This is a genomic window from Corallococcus llansteffanensis, from assembly GCF_003612055.1.
Taxonomy (GTDB): Bacteria; Myxococcota; Myxococcia; order Myxococcales; family Myxococcaceae; genus Corallococcus; species Corallococcus llansteffanensis.
Window position 1 is genome coordinate 1 of record NZ_RAWB01000138.1, and the last position, 19,035, is coordinate 19,035.

14 protein-coding genes are annotated in these 19,035 nt (G+C 70.5%); 10 read left to right on the top strand and 4 right to left on the bottom strand.

Going from position 1 to position 19,035, the window contains the following annotated elements:
* Positions 1-1,820: histidine kinase dimerization/phospho-acceptor domain-containing protein (locus D7V93_RS15235; protein ID WP_120644110.1), on the bottom strand; the 1,820-nt coding region annotated here is incomplete at its 3' end.
* A 199-nt stretch (positions 1,821-2,019) separates the two neighbouring features.
* On the opposite strand from D7V93_RS15235, the gene D7V93_RS15240 reads away from it, so the two are divergent.
* The 5 genes from D7V93_RS15240 to D7V93_RS15260 are packed head-to-tail and all read left to right on the top strand — an operon-like array spanning position 2,020 to position 6,610.
* A complete protein-coding gene (locus D7V93_RS15240; protein ID WP_120644111.1) occupies positions 2,020-2,685 on the top strand; it encodes a TetR/AcrR family transcriptional regulator in 666 nt (221 codons plus the stop codon).
* Positions 2,682-3,482: a CoA transferase subunit A gene (locus D7V93_RS15245; protein WP_120644112.1), complete on the top strand. Its 801-nt coding sequence runs from the start codon at positions 2,682-2,684 to the stop codon at positions 3,480-3,482. The genes D7V93_RS15240 and D7V93_RS15245 overlap by 4 nt, the downstream gene beginning before the upstream one ends.
* Positions 3,483-3,487: 5 nt before the next feature.
* Positions 3,488-4,231, top strand: a complete 744-nt coding sequence (locus D7V93_RS15250; protein ID WP_120644113.1) for a CoA-transferase subunit beta — start codon at positions 3,488-3,490, stop codon at positions 4,229-4,231.
* A gap of 42 nt (positions 4,232-4,273) precedes the next feature.
* Positions 4,274-5,311, top strand: a complete 1,038-nt coding sequence (locus tag D7V93_RS15255; RefSeq protein WP_120626554.1) for a zinc-binding dehydrogenase — start codon at positions 4,274-4,276, stop codon at positions 5,309-5,311.
* A gap of 45 nt (positions 5,312-5,356) precedes the next feature.
* Positions 5,357-6,610 (top strand): hydroxymethylglutaryl-CoA synthase family protein, encoded by a 1,254-nt coding sequence (locus D7V93_RS15260; RefSeq protein WP_120644114.1) that lies wholly within the window; start codon positions 5,357-5,359, stop codon positions 6,608-6,610.
* A 65-nt stretch (positions 6,611-6,675) separates the two neighbouring features.
* Here D7V93_RS15260 and D7V93_RS15265 read toward each other — a convergent pair whose 3' ends face one another.
* Positions 6,676-7,698 carry an isopenicillin N synthase family dioxygenase gene (locus tag D7V93_RS15265; protein ID WP_120644115.1) on the bottom strand — a complete coding sequence of 341 codons (1,023 nt, stop codon included), beginning with the start codon at positions 7,696-7,698 and terminating at the stop codon, positions 6,676-6,678.
* A gap of 847 nt (positions 7,699-8,545) precedes the next feature.
* On the opposite strand from D7V93_RS15265, the gene D7V93_RS15270 reads away from it, so the two are divergent.
* The 3 genes from D7V93_RS15270 (at position 8,546) to D7V93_RS15280 (ending at position 11,610) form a co-directional block, all read left to right on the top strand.
* Positions 8,546-9,559, top strand: coding sequence for an oxidoreductase (locus D7V93_RS15270; RefSeq protein WP_244237325.1), 1,014 nt, complete (start codon positions 8,546-8,548; stop codon positions 9,557-9,559).
* A 351-nt stretch (positions 9,560-9,910) separates the two neighbouring features.
* Entirely contained in the window at positions 9,911-10,738 is an 828-nt protein-coding gene (locus D7V93_RS15275; RefSeq protein WP_244237326.1) for an SGNH/GDSL hydrolase family protein, read from the top strand.
* On the top strand, positions 10,735-11,610 hold the full coding sequence (locus D7V93_RS15280; RefSeq protein ID WP_120644117.1) for an NAD(P)H-binding protein: 876 nt from the start codon (positions 10,735-10,737) through the stop codon (positions 11,608-11,610). Before D7V93_RS15275 ends, D7V93_RS15280 begins: the two co-directional genes overlap by 4 nt.
* On the opposite strand, the gene D7V93_RS15285 is transcribed toward D7V93_RS15280, so the two are convergent.
* Together D7V93_RS15285 and D7V93_RS15290 are read right to left on the bottom strand one after the other, a co-directional pair.
* The gene (locus D7V93_RS15285; protein ID WP_120644118.1) at positions 11,552-12,112 is read right to left on the bottom strand and encodes a TetR/AcrR family transcriptional regulator; all 561 of its coding nucleotides are present in this window, start codon (positions 12,110-12,112) and stop codon (positions 11,552-11,554) included. The genes D7V93_RS15280 and D7V93_RS15285 overlap by 59 nt on opposite strands.
* Before the next feature lie 267 nt (positions 12,113-12,379).
* Positions 12,380-12,853, bottom strand: coding sequence for a GNAT family N-acetyltransferase (locus D7V93_RS15290; RefSeq protein WP_120644119.1), 474 nt, complete (start codon positions 12,851-12,853; stop codon positions 12,380-12,382).
* Between the two features lie 108 nt (positions 12,854-12,961).
* Between D7V93_RS15290 and D7V93_RS15295 the strand changes: the two genes are divergently transcribed.
* Together D7V93_RS15295 and D7V93_RS15300 are read left to right on the top strand one after the other, a co-directional pair.
* Positions 12,962-13,399: an EVE domain-containing protein gene (locus D7V93_RS15295; RefSeq protein ID WP_120644120.1), complete on the top strand. Its 438-nt coding sequence runs from the start codon at positions 12,962-12,964 to the stop codon at positions 13,397-13,399.
* Positions 13,400-13,699: 300 nt separating this feature from the next.
* Positions 13,700-19,035: non-ribosomal peptide synthetase (locus D7V93_RS15300; protein ID WP_120644121.1), on the top strand; the 5,336-nt coding region annotated here is incomplete at its 3' end.

Genomic DNA, 19,035 nt, shown 5'->3' on the forward strand with positions numbered 1-19,035 from the left:
CGCCCGCCCTCGCTGCACGCGTCGCACGCGTTGAGCGAGAGGTTCAGCAGCACCTGCTGGAGCTGATCCGGATCCGCCGCCAGCGCGGGCACCGACTCCGGCACGTCCAGCGTCATCGCCACCTGCCGCCGCTCCGCCTCCACGCGCAGCAGCTCATGCACGCTCCGGGCGAGCGGCCCCAGCGCCACCGGCCGCACCATCGCGGGCTGGAGGCGCGAGAAGTCCAGCAACTGCCGCAGCGTGCGGCTCACCCGGTCGATCTGCTCGATGATGACGCCCACGCCCGGCCCCTGCGGGTGCGACGGGCCCAGCTTGCTCTGCACGTACTCCGCGCGGCCGCGCACCACGCCCAGCGGCGTGCCGATCTCATGCGCGATGCCCGCGGCGAGCACGCCCACCGTGGCCAGCTTCTCCGCGCGCAGGAGCTGCGTCTCCAGCGCGCGCACGTCGCTCAGGTCCTCCACCACGAGCAGCGCGCGCACCTCCTCCTCGGGGTCTCCCGCCGTCAGCGGCACCGCGTGCAGGTTGTACGTGCCCTCCTCGCCGAAGAGCGTCAGCGGCTCGCCCAGCAGGCTCAGCGGCCGGTCCTCCTGGCCCGCGGAGGTCACCAGCGCGCGGATCCGCTCCAGCACCGGCTCCGGAGCCCCGGGGAACGCGGACGCCAGCGGCGCGCCGGTGACGTTGCCGGGCACGCGCGCGCGCAGGGCCTGGTTGACGGCGCTGATCCGCCCGTCCGCCGTCAGCGCGAGGACGCCCGTGGGGATGTGGTCCAATATCTTTCGCGTCCGGTCATGGAGCGCCGCGAGCTGCGCCGCGTGCCGGCGGCTCTCGCGCAGCGCCACCGCGCGCCGCCGGGCCAGCACCACGTACACCGCGAAGGCCACCAGGAAGAACGCCACCAGCGCGCCCGCGCCCAACAGCCGCACCACCAGCGCCTGCTCGTGCGAGCGCAGCGCCGCGGTGGACACCAGCGTCGCCACCGCCCAGTGGTTGCCGCCACGCATGCGGATGGGCGTGTAGACGGCCACCACCTCCGCGCGCCCCAGCCCCAGCCGCTCCGCCTCCTGCTCCGACAGGGGCAGCATGCCGCGCGCCCCGGCCTTCAGGCGCGAGACGAGGAACGCGAAGCCCGGCACGCCCGCGTCCTTCTGGGCCGCGCGGACGAACCACTCGGACAGCCCCGCGTCGCTCGCGGGCGTGGGCTGCCCATGCGTGCCCACCAGCAGCAGCCGCGCCTCCAGGTCCGACGTGACAATCTTCAGCGGCGCGAAGAAGGACTCCGTGTCCACCAGCACCGCCACCGCGCCCTCGGGCTTGCCGTCCTTGGCCGGCAGCGCGGTGGCGAGGATGCGCAGCCAGCCTCCATTCGCCGCGTCCAGGCTGGGCGACGTGGTGACGTCCCCGGGAGGTCGCAGCAGCGCACGCCGCGCCGTCTCCGCCATCTCCGGCACCAGCCCCTCGCGCGACACCTTCGAGTCCGAGCGCCGATCCACCAACAGCAACCGCTCCGCGCCCTCGCCGTCATAGGCCGCGATGGCCTTGTACTGGCCCACCGCCTCCAAGAGCGCACGCAGCTCGCGCCGGTGCTCCGCGAGGCTGCCCGGCTGGGACATCAGCTCCCCGGCGAAGCGCAGGTTCTTGCCCACCTCCTCCAGCGAGTCGGTGACGCCGCCCACGGCCTCGTCCAGTTGCTTCTGCCGGTCCCCCGCGAACTGCTCCACCAGGGTCGTGCGGCTGCGCTTCACCAGCGTCCAGACCCCCACCCCCACGCTCGCCAGCGCGGCGCACAACAGCAGGATGGGCAGGAGCGTGGACCGCATGGGTGTCCCGCAACCTAACCTGACAAGTCGTCCCAAGTCCTTGTTTACAGGGCCTTTTGTCCCACCTGCCCCCCAATACGAGCCCATTGACGGAGCGCGTCGGGCAATGCTACCTACCGGTCGGTAGGTGAAGTGACCTACCGGTCGGTAGGTCATTCATCCCGGTCCTGGCGCAGGCAGACCGGCAAGGAGAGCACGCGTGACACCCACGGGGCGCAAACCGGACGAGGGCGAGCGGTACCGGACCATCCTGGAGACGGCGGCCCGGCTCATCTGTGAGCGGGGCTACGAGGGCACGTCGATGCAGGAGATCGCCGCCGCGTGCCGGATGACGAAGGCGGGGCTCTACCACCACATCCAGAACAAGGAGCAGCTGCTCTTCGCCATCATGAACTACGGGATGGACGTGTTCGAGGAGCAGGTCCTCGCGCCCGTGCAGGACGTGGTGGACCCGGTCGAGCGGTTGCGCCTGACGATGCGCAACAACATCCACCTGGTGACGAGCGGGCGCAGCAAGGAGGTCATCATCATCCTCCACGAGCACGCCACGCTCACCGGTGAGCCGCGCGAGTTCATCGACCGGCGCAAGAAGCGCTACGTGCGCTTCCTGGAGGACGCGTTCGCGGACGCCATCGGTCAGGGACTCCTGCCCGGCGTGGACCCCACGGTGGCGGCCTTCTCGTTCCTGGGAATGGTCCTCTGGGTCTACAAGTGGTTCAAGCCGGACGGGCGCCTGACGGAAGAGCAGATCGCCGACGGCATGGTGGCGATGATCCTCCCCGGCCTGAAGGCGGGTGCGGATGCGAATGGCACGGCGCCGCTGCGCATGGTGCCGCGCGCCGCGTCGGGGGAGGAGCCCCAGTGAACCGCGCCCGCTGGAGTTCGCTGTCGGAGGCGGTGGCCTCCATCCCGGACGGGGCCTCACTCGCGGCCGGAGGCTTCATGCTGGGCCGCGCGCCCATGGCGCTGGTGCTGGAGCTGGTGGCGCAGGAGAAGCGCGACCTCCAGCTCATCTCCCTGCCCAACCCGCTGCCGGCGGAGTTCCTGGTGGCGGGCGGGTGCCTCAAGCGCGTGGAGCTGCCCTTCGGCGCGCTGGTGCTGGAGAACCGCGTGCGTCCCCTGCCCTGCCTGAAGCGGGCGATTGAAGCGGGCGACATCGCGTGGCGCGAGCACGACGGCTACCGCGTGGTGCAGCGGCTGCGCGCGGCGTCCATGGGGCTGCCGTTCATCCCCGCGCCGGACGCGGACGTGTCGGAGCTGGCGGAGGTGGATGCGCCGCGCACGGTGGAGGACCCCTTCACGGGCCGGCGCGTGCCGGTGGAGCCCGCGTTCTACCCGGACGTGGCGCTCATCCACGCGCGGGCGGCGGACGACAAGGGCAACCTCTTCATCGAGGACCCCACGACGGACCTGCTCGTGGCGGGCGCGGCGAAGCGCGTAGTGGCCACGGTGGAGGAGCGCGTGCCGAAGCTGTCGCGCGTCACCATCCCGGGCTTCCAGGTGGACCGCGTGGTGCTCGCCCCCGGAGGCGCCCTGCCCACGGGCTGCCTGGGCCAGTACCCGCACGACGACGCGATGCTCTCCGCCTACCTGGCCGCGGCCGAGGCCGGTGACGCACGGGGCTTCCTCATGTCGCTGCGCGCGACGCGGAGCGCGGCATGACGGCGATGGCAATGACGATGGACGCGACGCCCGCGGAGACGGTGGTGTCGCTGCTCGCGCGGGAGATCGAGGACGGCGCCGTGGTGGCCACGGGCGTGGCGTCGCCGCTGGTCATCCTGGCGATCGCGGTGGCGCGGGCGACGCATGCGCCGGGGCTGACGTACCTGGCGTGCGTGGGTTCGTTGGATCCGGAGCTGCCGGAGCTGTACCCCTCGTCGGAGGACCTGCGCTACCTGAACGGTCGGTCGGCGGAGGTGAGCATCGCGGACCTGTTCGACCACGCTCGGCGCGGTCGGGTGGACACGGTGTTCTTCGGCGCGGTGGAGGTGGACCCGGCGGGCCGCACCAACATGACGGCGTCCGGCAGCCTGGAGAAGCCGCGCGCCAAGTTCCCCGGCGTCGCGGGCGCGGCCACGCTGCGCCAGTGGGTGAAGAACCCCGTGCTGCTGGTGCCGCGTCAGTCGCGCCGCAACCTCGTGCCGCGAGTCCAGGTGGCGACCACGCGCGATCCCAGCCGTCCGGTGCGGCTCATCTCCGACCTGGGGACCTTCGAGGTCGGCGGCCCGCACGGCGCCCGGCTCCTGTCCCGGCACCCGTGGGCGTCGGTGGACGGCATCGCCGAGCGCACCGGCTTCGAGTTCGCGGTGCCGGACGCCCTGCCCGTCACCTCCCTGCCGGACGCGCGCACGGTGACGGCCATCCGCGCGCTGGACCCCCGCAACCTCCGCGACGCGCTCGTCGGGAGCTGAAGCCTTCCCCCCTTTCGCGACACCGAAAAAGAGGCACCGCATATGGAAGCTGTCGTTCTTCGCCAGTTCGGGAGTGCCGAGAACCTGCGTCTGGAGACCGTGCCGGTCCCCCGGCCGGGCAAGGGCGAGGTGCTGCTGCGCGTGCACGCGTGCGGCGTCTGCTACCACGACGTCATCAATCGCCGGGGCAACCTGCCGCGCACGCACGTGCCCGCCATCCTGGGCCACGAGGCCGCGGGCGAGGTGGTGGAGGTGGGCCCGAACACGGAGGGCTGGAAGGTGGGAGACCGCGCGGCCACGCTGCAGCGCATGTCCTGCGGCGAGTGCGCGCTGTGCCTCGCCGGGCGCAACAGCCTGTGCAAGACGGACAACCGCTTCTTCGGCGAGGAGCTGCAGGGCGGCTACGCGCAGTTCATGGTCGCGCCGGTGCGGGGCCTGGGCCGCGTGCCGTCGGGTCTGCCCTGGTCGGTGGCCGCCACGGTGTGCTGCACGCTGGGCACCGCGGTGCACACGCTGCGCACGCGCGCCCGGGTGAAGGCCGGCGAGACGGTGCTGATCACCGGCGCGAGCGGCGGCGTGGGGCTGGCGGCGGTGCAGCTCGCGAAGGTGGACGGGGCGCGCGTCATCGCCATCACCTCCGGCGAGGCGAAGGTGGCGGCGCTGAAGGAGGCGGGCGCGGACGAGGTCATCGTGTCGCGTGGGCTGGACTTCGGTTCGGAGGCGCGCAAGCGCACGTCCGGCAACGGCGTGGACGTGGCGGTGGAGATCGTCGGCAGCGCGACCTTCGACCAGACGCTCAAGGCGATGGCGCCGGGCGGGCGCGTGGTGGTGGTGGGCAACCTGGAGTCGGGGGTGGTGAACCTGAACCCGGGGCTGGTCATCGTGAAGGAGCTGGAGATCCTCGGGGCGTACGCGACGACGCGCGAGGAGCTGGACGAATCGCTGCGGCTGACGGCGGCGGGGAAGATCCGCTCCTTCGTGTCGGAAGAGGTGGCGCTGGCGGATGCGGGCCGCGCGCACTTCCGGCTGGAGAACCGCGAGGTGGCGGGCCGGCTGGTGCTGGTGCCGCCCGAGGCTTGAGGCATTCGAACACGCGCAGGACCTACGAGACTTGAGGAGCTCCCCATGAAGAAGCGGGTTGGAATCGAAGCGCTGGCCGTGGCGGTGCCCCGGCGGTACGTGGACATCGAGGACCTGGCGCGCGCGCGCGGCGTGGACCCGGCGAAGTTCACCGCGGGCCTGGGCGCGAAGGAGATGGCGGTCAACGACCCGGGCGAGGACTCGGTGTCGCTGGCGGCCACGGCGGCGGCGCGCCTCATCAAACAGCAGGGCGTGGACACCTCGAAGGTGGGCATGCTGGTGGTGGGCACCGAGACGGGCGTGGACCACTCGAAGCCCATCGCGTCGCACGTGCACGGCCTGCTGAAGCTGCCGCGCTCGATGCGCACGTTCGACTCGCAGCACGCGTGCTACGGCGGCACGGCGGGCCTGATGGCGGCGGTGGAGTGGATCGCCTCCGGCGCCGGAGCGGGCCGCTCCGCGCTGGTGGTGTGCACGGACATCGCGCGCTACGGGCTGAAGACGGCGGGCGAGCCCACCCAGGGCGGCGGCGCGGTGGCGCTGCTGGTGTCGGAGACGCCGGACCTGCTGGCGATGGACGTGGGCCTCAACGGCGTGTGCACGTCGGACGTGTATGACTTCTGGAGGCCGGTGGGCCGCCGGGAGGCGCTGGTGGACGGGCACTACTCCATCACCTGCTACCTGGACGCGATGGCGGGAGCCTACCGGGGCTGGCGCGAGCGCGCGCTGGAGCAGGGGCTGGTGCGCTGGGACTCGACGCTGCCCAGCGAGCAACTGGCGCGCATCATGTACCACGTGCCCTTCTGCAAGATGGCGCGCAAGGCGCACGCGCAGGTGCGGCTGTGCGACCTGGAGGACGCCCAGGGCCCGGGGCCGGCCACGCCCGAGGCGCGCGACGAGGCGGCGAAGTCGCAGGCCAGCTACGACGCGCAGGTGGCGAAGTCGCTGGGCCTGAACGCCCGCGTGGGCAACGTCTACACGGCGTCGCTATACTTGGCGCTCGCGGGGCAGTTGCACGCGGAGGGCGCGGCGCTGGCGAACCAGCGCGTCGGCCTGCTGTCCTACGGCAGCGGCTGCTGCGCGGAGTTCTACTCCGGCGTCGTCGGTGAGAAGGCGGCGGAGCGCATGGCGCGCGCGGACCTGGACACGGTGCTGGCGAAGCGCGAGCGCGTGTCGGTGGAGGAGTACGAGCGGCTGATGAACCTGCCGTACGACGCGCCGGAGGCGATTGCGCCGGAGCCGGGCACGTTCCGGTTGGCGGAGATCCACGAGCACCGCCGCAAGTACGCGGGCGCGTAGCTCGTAATCACAGGGGTGGTATCCGCGGGCGATGCGCGCTTCCTGGCGTGCATCGCCCGTTGGCGTTACAGCACTTCCGCGCGCAGGTCGGGGAACACCTTGCCCACCTTGCCCAGCAGGTAGTCCCCGTAGGTGCCCCGGAACGCGTGGACGCTCTGCCGGTCCCACCGCTCCGCCTGGTCATCCGCGCCCGCGTCCCGGAGCACCGGGGAGTCGATGGCGTGGATCTCCGCCGTCCAGCTCGGGTCGAAGAAGAACGGCAATGACAGACGGTCGCGGCCGGCGCGGTTGAGCACCCGGTGCGGCGTGGAGCGGTACACGCCCCGGGTCATCCGGTCGAGCATGTCTCCGATGTTGCACACGAATGCGTCCTCCACCGGCGGCGCCTCCATCCAACGCACCTGCCCGTCCCGGCGCGACTTCACCTGGAGGCCGCCCGCGTCGTCCTGCTTGAGGATGGTGAGCACGCCGTAGTCGGTGTGCTCGCCCACGCCCCACACCGGCAGCCCCTCCGCGTCCACCTCCGGGCCCGGCGGGTAGTTGAAGATGCGGAACAGCACCGTGGGGTCCGCCATGTACCGCGTGGCGAAGAAGTCCTCGTCCAGTTCCAGGCTGAGCGCGATGCCGGACATCAGCGAGTGCCCCAGCGACGTGAGCGCCGCCATGTAGTCCAGCACCGCGCCGCGCAGGCCTTCCGGCTCCCGGGGGAACAGGTTCGGACCATGCAACGGCGTGCCGGCGCGGACGCGCGGATCCTCCGGTGGCAGCTCCGTGCCGAAGTACAGCCCCTCCTTGCGGTCGGGCCGGCCGGACGTGAGCTCGCCGCCCACGGGGAAGAAGCCCCGCCACGCCCGGCCTCCCAGGGCCATGCGCACGGCCTGCTTCTCCTCCTCCGACCGCGCGAAGAACTCCCGCGCCAGCGCCTCCAGCCGGGCCTGGAGCCCCACGTCCACGCCGTGTCCGACGACGTAGAAGAACCCATTGTGCCGACACGCGGCGCCCATCCTCGCGGCGACCTCGCGACGGGCCGCGAGGCTCGACGTGGCGTCGACGAGGGCTCGGACGTCGATGACGGGCACGGTGTCCATGGGGACGGCCTCCTCCAGGGTGGATGACAGCGCCGACTCTAACGCGTCGGAGCGGGCCCGGGGATGTGAGGGCCGCCTACCGGAACGCCGCGGCGCCCGCGTCTGAAGCCCCTGCGTCTGAAGCCCCTGCGTCGGCAACGCCTGAGTCCGAAGCTCCCGCATCGGAGGTCCCCGCGTCCGAAACGCCCCCGTCGGCCGGCGTATACACCGTGGTCTTCGTGCAAGCCCCGACGCAGTGGTCAGCGCACTCGGCTGGCGTGCAGCCCAGGTGCATGGCGACACAGCCCTTGGGAGAACCACAGCTCTTGCCAGTGCATGTCACAGAGCAGGTAATCGTCCCGTTTCCCTCGTTCATGGGAACCACGGACGCACCTGCTACGGACTGTGACGCGGTCGTGGATTCCACCCGGAAATTCAGGGTTGAAACCTTCCGACCGTCAACGTGTTGTTCCGTGGGCGGGCCCAGGGGCATGATCTTCGCGCCCTGGAGACTTCGCGTGACCGCGGGGTCGGTCGCGTCAATCATGGCGCAATGTGACGCCTCCCCCTGTGTCGCTGTGTTTGTGCTGGGAGGGGAAAGTCCCTCATCACCACAGCCGACCAGCAGGGTGACGAACAGCCCGGCAACAAGTCCACGAACGCCTGCATGCTTGAAGTGCTTCATGTGTCGATACCCCCTCGAAGTGAGGGCTCGATCCTAGAAGCGGGTTTTTCAGGTCTACGACTGGCTTTCTGTAATTGACCCGAGACTGTTGGATGGTCGACAGAGTCGGCACCCGTCCCGGAGCCATTTCCCGCTACCCTGCCGGGCATGGCTTCCGCTCCCGCCCCTGGCTCCGTCATTCGCGTGGGTCTCCTTGGCTATGGCCTGTCCGGCTCGCGCTTCCATGGGCCGCTCGTCGCCGCGGAGCCCGCCTTCACGCTGGCCGCCGTGGCGTCGCGGCGCGCGGACGTCGTGACCCGTGACTGGCCGGGGGTCCGCACGGGCACGGTGGACTCGCTGCTGTCGGACCCGGACCTCCAGGTCCTCGTCGTCTGCACGCCCAATGACTCGCACGCGTCGCTCGCCGAACAGGCCCTGCGCGCGGGCAAGCATGTCGTGGTGGAGAAGCCCTTCACGCTGGACGCGGAGGAGGCGCTCCGACTGGACGCGCTCGCGAAGGAGCGCGGCCTGTGCCTCACCGTGTTCCACAACCGGCGCTGGGACGGTGACTTCCTCACCGTGCGCCAGCTGCTGAACCAGGGACGGCTGGGGACGCTCTACAGCCTGGAGAGCCACTTCGACCGCTTCCGCCCCCAGGTGAAGGTGCGCTGGAAGGAGCAGGACGTGCCCGGCGGCGGCAGCCTGTGGGACCTGGGCGCGCACCTCGTCGACCAGGCCGTGGAGCTGTTCGGCCTGCCGGAGTCGGTGGTAGCGGACCTCGGCCGGCAGCGGCCCGGCGCGCAGGGCACGGACTGGTTCCACCTGGTCCTCCGGTACGGAGCGCTGCGCGTGCTGCTGCACTCGGGCTCCGTGGTGCATGCGCCGTGGCCCCGCTTCGTGTTGCAGGGCGACCGGGACGCCTACGTGAAGCATGGGCTGGATCCGCAGGAGGGGCAGCTCGAAGCGGGCCTGCGCCCCGGCCATCCGGACTTCGGCGCAGAGCGCGCTGAGCAGCACGGCCGACTGCTCGTCTCCGCAGAGACCGTCCCCACCGCGCCCGGCGACTACGGCCAGTTCTACCGGCAGCTCGCCGCCGCCATCCTCCACGGCGCCCCGGTGCCCGTGACGGCCGTGAGCGCGAGTCAGACGGTGCGCGTCCTCCAAGCCGCGCTCCAGAGCGACGCGGAAGGCCGCCGCATCACCCTGCCCTCCCCCTAGGACAGCGAACGGTTTGAAGACACCCTCATGACGCCACCTTGCGACGTCTGCGGTCCAGCTCGCATTCAGGTAGCTCGGAAGTGGCCTGGCCAAGGCCGGGGGACTTCCGGTTTTAGCAACTGAGTGGAACATCATCCCAGCTCGCTGCTCATCAAGGGCTCGTCGCTGTAGGCATTGCAAACAAGCTGCGCTGCGTTCGCCGTCGAGAGCCCTGACTGTTTCGCTGAGAAAATCTGAGCAACCCGAGCTTACCGGCAGTCGTTTCGGCTACTTACCTCCGCCGGAACGCGAGTTGAGCGTGCGGACCTCGGCCGGTACTTTTTTTGGGTCTTGTACGAGGAGCTCGAACACATGCAGATGTCTACCGAACAGGTCCGCTGGCTTCTGAAAGTCCTTCAACCCGAAAAGATGCTCGGGTCGCTCCCCGGCGCGGGCACACTTACCGAAAACTTGCGCGCCGCGCTGCTCGGGCTTCCCCCCGACGTCTACGCCGCGGAGCTGGCGCGGGCGCGGGCGAGCGCGAAGGATGCCGCGCGCGAGCTGCTCGCTGATTCCGCCGTCTGCGCGCTGGTCGACCGATTGCCGCTGCGCAAGGGCGCCAGCGTCATCGCTTTCGGCGACAGCCTGACGGCGGATCCGGAATCCTGGGCGGTCATTCTCAGTGAGGTGTTTGCGGCGCACCGACCCGCAGACGGGATCTCAGTCTCCATCATCGCCGTCGGCGGAGACACGACCACGCACGCGCTCGTTCGCATGGGCGAGGTCGTCGCGCGCGATCCTGACTGGATCCTGTTCCTCACCGGCGTGAACGACGCGCGGACGCAGGGGCCGGAGCCGACCAAGACGCTTGTCGATCACCACGAGACGGCGCGCAATCTCGCCGAGCTTCGCCGGCGGGCCGCGCGCGAGACGAAAGCGCACTGTCTGTGGCTGACGCCGCCCGCGGTGATCGAGGAGCGCGTCGCGGCGCACCGAGGCCTTTCGCGCTTTGGCGTTCGCTTTCGCAACGAAGACATCGCGCACGTCGCGAACGCAGTGCGCGGCCTGGGCGTGCCGACGATTGATCTCTTCTCCAGCCTTGCCGCGCCGGAGCTCCTGATGGAAGACGGCCTCCACCTCACGCTGGCGGGTCAGAGGCAGGTCGCGCTCGAAGTGCTCCGCGGCTGGAGCCAGCTGTGAAATACCTGATCACCGGCGCTACCGGGAACATCGGCTCGCTCGTCACCGATCGGCTGATCGCGCGCGGAACCCGACCGTGCGTCTTCGTCCGCGACGCGAAGAAGGCGCGGGCGCTCTTCGGAAACGCGGTCGACGTGCGCGTCGGAGATCTCGCTGACATCTCCACCGCACTCGACGGGATCGATGCCGTCTTCCTGGTCAACAGCGGGGCGGATCTCGCCGTGCGCGATCGCGCTGCCGCCCTCGCCGCTAAAGCCGCTGGCGTGTGCCGCCTGGTCAAGCTCTCGACGCTCGATGCGCGCAACGGAGTCGGCACCGGGCCGTGGCACGCAAAAGGCGAGGCGGCCATTCGTAAAAGCGGCGTTGCCTTCACCTTCATCCAGTCGGCGGCGTTCATGTCGAACGCATTCGCGTGGTCGCAGTCGATTGCCTCTGAAGGCACCCTCCGAGCGTCGACCGGCGGCGGGAAGATAGCATTCATTCACCCTGACGACATCGCCGACGTCGCGGTGAAGGCGCTGACCACCAGCGACCATGACGGCGAGGCGCTGGTGATCACCGGGCCCAAGGCGCTGAGCTATAGCGAGATGGCTTCAAAGCTCGGCGCCGTCCGGTTTGAGGAGATCTCCGACGACGAAGCACGGCGTCGGGCGCTCGCATTCGGAGGTGGCCGCCAGTATGCCGACGCGCTGGTCGACATCTGGCGCGCGATTCGAGAAGGCCGCCTCGCCACGGTGACCGACGGAGTGGAGCGCGTCCTCGGCCGCCAACCCGCGTCGTTCGATCGGTGGGTCGAAGAGAACGCCTCCGACTTCAAGCCGCGCGGCAGGATTCCAGGTAGAGGAACACGGTCCGGACAGCCTCGTTCTTGAGCGTGGGCCGCTGAGCCACGCCGTGGACCAGCGATTCGATCAAGTTCGGGAGCACGAACAATATTCGCTCCGACGACGTCACGCGCTCGAAGGTCGCCTGTAACGCGTTCCGAAAGGCCAGCGGGCCAGCGGGAACGTCTGCCGAGATCAGTTCGTGGAGTTCTGGCTCCGCGGCGTGAACGTCGGCAAGTCCTTCGACCAGCGCGCGCGTGAACCCGGGCAGCGATGACCCATGCTCCGCGATCGCCTGCTCGATCAGGCCACGTACCTCGTCGACGTGGCGCTCGTGGAGCGCGGCGAAGATTGCGCGCTTGTCGGGGAAGTATTGGTAGAGAGACCCGATGCTGACACCTGCGGCGTCGGCAATCCGGTTGGTGGTGACGGCGTTGACGCCTTCGCGCCGAATCACCACCGGGACCGCTCCGAGCACTGCCTCGACCGTCTGCCGGGAGCGCTGCTGCCGCGGGGCACGTCGAACCGACGCTGTGTCGTCCATCTTCATGCGGGCGGCATCATAGCATTCCCGCTGCCGCGTGAATCATTGGGCGGGATGGTGCCGCGCGCGCTCGGCTCAGCGTCCGCCGGTCCTTGGGCTCCCCGGCACAGCCCCGGAGCTTCCCGCGCCTCCCGACGGCGCGGGCGAGCCAGCCGCGAGTTCGGCAGCCACCGTCGTGGGCGACCCGCCAACGGAGCCCCGGCAGTAGCAAGCCCGAATCATTCGCCCGCGGAGGTTTGGTTCCGTGGGTGGACAAGCACGCGGCTCAAGGGATCAGAGCGTCTTCTCCAGCACGAGGAACGTGGGCGACGCGTAGCCCGCGTGCGTGCCGTGCGAGTGGAAGCCGTAGCCCTGCCGCGCGTACCACGCATGATGCGACTCCAGCGCGAGCCGGACCGACAGGCGCACCCGCGAGTGCCCCAGCTCGCGCGCGCGGGCCTCCACCGCTTCCATCAGGCGCAGCGACAACCCCTGCCCCCGGAAAGCCGGCAGCACCGCGAGCCGATCCAGGTACACGTGGTCCGCCTTCGGGTGGAAGAACACGCAGCCATGCAGGACGCCGTCCTCCTCCGCCACGAAGGCCCCGCCGTCCTGCAGCTCCCGCGTCACCACGGCCTCCGTCTTGTCGTGCGCGCTGGAGGGTGGATCCAACCGGCCCCGGTACTCCTCGAACGCCTCACGCAACACCTGCGACAGGCGCGCGGCATCTCCCGGCACGGCCTCACGAATCTGGGAACGGTCCACCATCTCCGCGAGCTTAGCGCCTGCGCGCTGCTGACAGAATCTGACAGGGGGCGCGCCTAGAACGGGGACTGCACAGGCAGTCCTCCTCTTCTGTCACCACGGAGCTTCACCATGACCGATCCCCACTTCGTCCCCCGCGGCCATTGGCTGGCGGTGGCCTCCGCCGAGCATGTCCGCCGAGGCCGGGAGGAGGGCTTCATGCAGGTCTGTCACGGCAAGGCCGCGCCGCTTCAGCGCATCCAGCCCGGGGACCGTGTCGTCTACTACTCGCCAACGGTCTCCTTCCAGGGCAAGGACAAGCTCCAGGCCTTCACGGCCCTGGGCGTCGTGAAGCCTGGAGCGCCCTATCTCTTCGACATGGGCGGCGGGTTCCGCCCGTTCCGCCGGGACGTGGAATGGCTTCCGGCACGGGAGGCGCCCATCCAACCCCTGCTTGAAACGCTCGACTTCTCGGCAGGGATCCGGAACTGGGGCTACCGGCTTCGCGCCGGTCTGGTACTGCTGAGCGAGCGCGACCTGCTGTGCATCGCGGCGGCCATGGGGTGCTGAAGCGTCCCGCGCACTCACTTGAGGCGCCAGCGATGTGTCAGCGGTCGCGAGTTCCACCCGCACGGTGAAACACCGCTGAAACAGCGCGTCCATCACGGCGCGTGGCGCGGAATTCCCGTGGGATTCGCGAAGCCTCGGATCCGTGGCCCCGGAGCGGGCTGACAGCCAGGCCCAAGGCTCAAAACGCTGCCGCCGTGTCGGAGGCGCTGACTACTATCCGCGCCGTCTTGCAGCCCGGGAGCGTGTCGCATCGCGGTTCCCGAGTGCCCGGCGAGGCCCTCCCAAGGAGTCGCAGCCCCCATGGCCCCTACCCCTGAGCAGAAGCGCGCGCGGCTGGCGGAGCTCTTGCGCGAGCAGCGCCGCCCCACGCAGCGGGTCCCAGCATCGTTCGGCCAGGAGCGCATGTGGTTCCAGGAGCGGCTGTCGCCCGGGCAGGCCGGGCTCGACCTGCTCTATTCCGTGCGGCTGTCGGGGCGGCTCGACGTGGCGTCGCTGGCGGGCAGCCTGAACGAAGTGGTGCGCCGCCACGCCGCGCTGCGCACCTCGTTCGTTGAACAGGAGGGCCGGCCCTGGCAGCGCATCGTCCCGGAGCTCGTCGTGCCCCTGCCCGTGGTGGACGCGAAGGATGATGCGGACGCATGGCGCCTGCTGCACGACGCCTCCCGCGCGCCCTTCGACCTGGAGCAGGGCCCGCTGCTGCGCGCCGCGCTCTTCTCCGTCTCCGACACGGAGCACCTGCTGCTGCTCAAGCTGCACCACACCGTGTCCGACGGCTGGTCCATGGGCCTGCTGGTGCACGAGCTGGGCGTGCTCTACGCGGCCCTGGCTTCGGGCACGCAAGCGACGCTGCCCGACCTGCCGTTGCAGTACGCGGACTTCTCCGTGTGGCAGCGCGAATCGCTGCGGGACGAGGTGCTGGCCTCGCAGCTCGAATGGTGGCGCTCGCGGCTGGATCCCCGGGCGGTGCTGTCGCTGCCCACGGATCGGCCCCGCTCGGCCCAGGTGGACACGAGGGGCGCGACCGTGTCGGCGGTGCTGCCCCCGGCGCTCGTCCAGCGCCTCACCGCGCTCGCGGGACATGAGGGCACCACCCTGTTCACCGTCCTGCTCGCGGGCTTCAAGCTGCTGCTGCTGCGCTACTCCGGCCAGGAGGACCTCACGGTCGGCACTCCTGTCGCGGGACGTTCCCGCGCGGAGCTGGAGCTGCTCGTCGGCCTGTTCGTCAACACGCTCGCGCTGCGCACATCGCTGGAGGGCGATCCTTCGTTCAGCACGCTCGTCGGGCGCGTAGCGGCCACGTCGCTGGGCGCCTTCGCGCATCAGGACGTGCCATTCGAGAAGCTGGTGGAGGTCCTCCAGCCTCCGCGCCACCTGGACGTGCCTCCGTTCTTCCAGGTGATGTTCGTCCTGCAGAACACGCCCCTGACCGCGGTGCGCCTGCCCGGGCTGTCGCTGGATGCGCAGCTCGTCGACAGCGGCTTCGCGCAGTTCGACCTCACCCTCTTCGCGTTCGAACAGCCCGACGGGCTGCGCCTCACCGCCGAGTACCGCACCGCCCTCTTCGACGAAGCCACGATGGCGCGACTCCTGGGCCACCTGGGAACGCTGCTGGAGGACGCTGTCTCACGGCCTGACGCGCGCCTGTCCGAGCTGTCCTTGCTGGATTCGGCGGAGCGTCAGCGCGTGCTCCATGCGTGGAGCGGCCCTCGTGAGGCCTTCCCGCGTGGCGTGCTGCTGCACCAACTCGTGGAGGCACAGGTCGCGCGCACGCCGGATGCGGTGGCCGTTACCTTCGAGGGCATGTCGCTCACGTATTCGCAGCTCGATGCACGCGCGAACCAGCTTGCGTGGCACCTGCGCGAGCTGGGAGTGGGGCCGGAGGTTCGTGTCGGGCTGCTGCTGGAGCGCTCGCTGGAACTGATGGTGGCGCTGCTCGCCACGCTGAAGGCCGGTGGCGCCTACGTGCCGTTCGATCCGTCCTTCCCCGCGCAGCGGCTCGCGTGGATGTTCGAGGACGCACGGCCCGCGGTGATCCTCGCCCAGGAGCGGCTGGTGGCGCGGTTCCCTGTCCAGGACGTGCCGGTGTTCTGCCTGGACTCCCAATGGATCGCCGTGGAGCGGCAGCCGTCCACGACACCGCCTCCGGTGGCACCTGAGGAGGCCCTGGCCTACGTCATCTTCACCTCCGGCAGCACGGGACGACCGAAGGGCGCGATGAACGCGCATCCCGGCATCGTCAACCGCCTTCTGTGGATGCAGGGAGCGCAGCCGCTGTCGCCGGATGACGTCGTGTTGCAGAAGACGCCGTTCAGCTTCGATGTATCCGTCTGGGAGTTCTTCTGGCCTCTGATGACGGGGGCGCGGCTGGTGGTGGCACGTCCTGGCGGTCATCAGGATCCGGGCTACCTCGCGGACCTCATCACCCGGGAGCGCGTCACCACCACGCACTTCGTGCCGTCCATGCTCCAGGCCTTCCTGGAGGAGCCCGGCCTGGAGCGCTGCGCCTCGTTGCGCCGCGTGGTGTGCAGCGGTGAGGCGCTGCCGCTGGAGCTGGCCGAGCGCTGTCTGGCGCGCCTTCCCTCCATCCGGTTGCACAACCTCTACGGCCCCACCGAGGCCGCGGTGGAGGTCACGGCCTACGAGTGCGTGCGCGGCGCGCTGGGGCGTTCGGTGCCCATCGGTCATCCGGTGGCGAATACGGACATCCGGCTGCTGGATGCGTCGCTGCGGCCCGTGCCCCAGGGCGTGCCCGGAGAGCTGTTCATCGGTGGCGTGCAGGTGGGGCGTGGGTACCTGGGCCGTCCCGAGCTGACCGCGGAGCGCTTCATTCCGGATGCCTTCAGCGACACGCCCGGCGCCCGGCTGTACCGCACCGGGGACGTGGCCCGCTGGCTCCCGGACGGAGCCATCGAGTACCTGGGCCGCGCCGACTTCCAGGTGAAGGTGCGCGGGCTGCGCATCGAGCTGGGGGAGATCGAGTCCGCGCTGGAGCAGCACCCCGCGGTGCAGCAGGCGGTGGTGGTCGCACGCGCGGGCACGACGGCCAGTGACACGCGGCTGGTGGCCTATCTCGTCGGCCGTGCGGGCCTGCCCGCGGTGGAGTCCGAGGCCCTCCGCGTGTTCCTCGTAGAGAAGCTTCCCGAGTACATGGTGCCCTCGGTGTTCGTCCCGCTGGCCGCCCTGCCCCTCACCTCCAGCGGCAAGGTGGACCGCAAGGCCCTGCCCACGCCCGACGTCGCCACGGCCGTCCCCCCCGCGTATGTCGCCCCGCGCACGCCCACCGAGGAGCGGCTCGCTTCCATCTGGGCGGAGCTGCTTCGCGTCGAGCGCGTGGGTGTGCACGACGACTTCTTCGCCCTGGGCGGCCACTCGCTGCTCGCGACGCAGCTGCTGTCGCGCCTCCGCGCGGCCTTCCAGTTCGAGCTCCCACTGCGCGCCATCTTCAAGACGCCCACGCTCGCGGCCCTCGCCTCCGCCATCGACGAAGCGCAGGGCCGTTCCGCGGGTCCCCAGGCTCCGCCCCTGCGTCCCGTGTCTCGCGACGGAGGGCCCGTCCTGTCCTTCGCGCAGCAGCGCCTGTGGTTCCTGGAGCAGCTCCAGCCCGGCTCCATCGCCTACAACCTGCCTGGCATCGTGCAGCTCGAAGGGGCGCTCCAGGCCCGTGCGCTGCGACAGGCCCTGGATGCGCTGGTCCGGCGCCATGAGGTGCTGCGCACCACGTTCGTCTCGGGACCCCAGGGCCCCGTGCAGCGCATCGCCTCCGATGCGGCGTGTCCGTTCGAAGCGGTGGACCTGGGAGCCCTGCCTCCCGATGAGCGTGCGTCACGGCTCCAGGGCTTCGTCGTCGAACAGGCGCGGCAGCCCTTTGATCTGGCCCGAGGCCCCCTCTTCCGCGCGGTGCTGGTGCGCGTGGAGGAGACGCGGCACGTGCTGCTGGTGCTCACCCACCACATCGCCTCGGATGGTTGGTCCACGGGCATCCTCGTGCGGGAGCTGGTGGCCCTCTACCGCGCCTTCGCTTCCGGCCAGACGCCCGCGCTGCCACCCCTGCCCATCCAATACGCGGACTTCGCCGCGTGGCAGCGCGCGTGGTTGCAGGGCGACGTGCTCGCGACGCAGCTCTCCTGGTGGCGCGAGCAGCTGGCCGGGGCGCCTCCGCTGCTGAGGCTCCCCACCGACCGGCCACGTCCGGCCGCCCAGACGTTCGCGGGGAGTCAGGTCGCGGTGCGCCTGCCGCGGAAGGTGTCGGAGGCGGTGCACGCGGTGGCGAAGCGGGAAGGCGCCACGCCCTTCATGGTGTTGCTGGCCGCGTACCAGCTGCTGCTCTCGCGGTATGCCGGACAGGAGGACGTCAGCGTGGGCGCTCCGGTCGCGGGGCGCACGCGTTCGGAGACCGAAGGCCTCATCGGCTTCTTCGTGAACACGCTGGTGCTGCGCGCCCGCATCGACCCGCGGGCTTCGTTCCGGACGCTGCTCGCCCAGGTGCGCGCCACCACGCTGAGCGCCTTCGAGCACCAGGACGTCCCCTTCGAGAAGCTGGTCGAGGAGCTCCAGCCCGCGCGTGACACGCGCCACACGCCCTTCTTCCAGGTCACCCTCACGCTCCAGAACGCGCCCACGGCGGAGTGGCGTCTGCCGGGACTCGCGCTGCGCGAGCTGCCCGCGCCCTTCACTCCGTCGAAGTACGACTTCAGCCTCATCCTGGAGGAGTCCGCGGAGGGCTTCACCGGCAGCCTCCACTACAACACCGACCTCTTCGACGAGGCCTTCCTCCAGGGGCTGCTGCGCGACTACGCCACGCTGCTCGAAGGGCTTCCCGAGCAGCTCGACGTTCCCGTGCAGGGACTGTCACTGCTGGCGGGCGCGGAGCGGCGGCGGGTGCTGGAGGACTGGAGCGGCGCCTGGGTCCTCCGTGGTTTCCCGGAGCAGTCCATCCCCGAGCGCTTCGCCCTGCGGGTCGCGCTTGCGCCGGATGCGCTGGCGTTGGTCTCCGACGCGGGGAACCTCACCTATGCGCAGCTGGAGGCGCGCTCGAACCAGCTTGCGCACCACCTGCGGGCCTCGGGCCTCACGGGTGGCAGCCGCGTCGCGGTGCTCCTGCCCCGGTCGCCGGAGCTCATCGTCTCGCTGCTGGCCGTGCTCAAGGCTGGCGCCGCCTACGTGCCCATCGACCTGAACGCCCCTCCCGAGCGGTGGTCGCTCCTGCTCGAGCAGTCCAGCCCGGCGATGGTCCTCACCCTGGAGGCGCTGGCGGACGAGCTGCCCTCGCTGCTGACGCCACTGGTGCTCCTGGACGCGGAGTCGTCGCGGTGGGCCTCGCGGCCGGAGACGGCTCCGCCCGTACCGGGGTTGGGCGGAGACAGCCTCGCCTATGTCCTCTTCACCTCGGGCTCCACGGGGACTCCCAAGGGTGTTTGCGTTCCGCACCGTGCCGTGCTGCGGCTGGTGGTGGACACCGACTTCGTGCGCTTCGGTCCCGAGGAGGTGTTCCTCCAGCTCGCGCCCGCGGCCTTCGATGCCTCCACGCTCGAAATCTGGGGCGCGCTGCTGCATGGCGCCCGGCTCGTGCTCGCGCCTCCGGGAGAGCTGTCACTCGCGCGCATCGCCGGGACGCTGGCCCACCACCGCGTCACCAC

Bases quoted from the DNA above. Each gene is read 5' to 3' on its own strand.
- D7V93_RS15250 (WP_120644113.1), top strand. From the start codon at position 3,488: ATGGCAATGACGATGGACGCGACGCCCGCGGAGACGGTGGTGTCGCTG.
- D7V93_RS15255 (WP_120626554.1), top strand. From the start codon at position 4,274: ATGGAAGCTGTCGTTCTTCGCCAGTTCGGGAGTGCCGAGAACCTGCGT.
- D7V93_RS15260 (WP_120644114.1), top strand. From the start codon at position 5,357: ATGAAGAAGCGGGTTGGAATCGAAGCGCTGGCCGTGGCGGTGCCCCGG.
- D7V93_RS15265 (WP_120644115.1), bottom strand. From the start codon at position 7,698: ATGGACACCGTGCCCGTCATCGACGTCCGAGCCCTCGTCGACGCCACG.
- D7V93_RS15275 (WP_244237326.1), top strand. From the start codon at position 9,911: ATGCAGATGTCTACCGAACAGGTCCGCTGGCTTCTGAAAGTCCTTCAA.
- D7V93_RS15285 (WP_120644118.1), bottom strand. From the start codon at position 12,112: ATGAAGATGGACGACACAGCGTCGGTTCGACGTGCCCCGCGGCAGCAG.
- D7V93_RS15290 (WP_120644119.1), bottom strand. From the start codon at position 12,853: ATGGTGGACCGTTCCCAGATTCGTGAGGCCGTGCCGGGAGATGCCGCG.
- D7V93_RS15295 (WP_120644120.1), top strand. From the start codon at position 12,962: ATGACCGATCCCCACTTCGTCCCCCGCGGCCATTGGCTGGCGGTGGCC.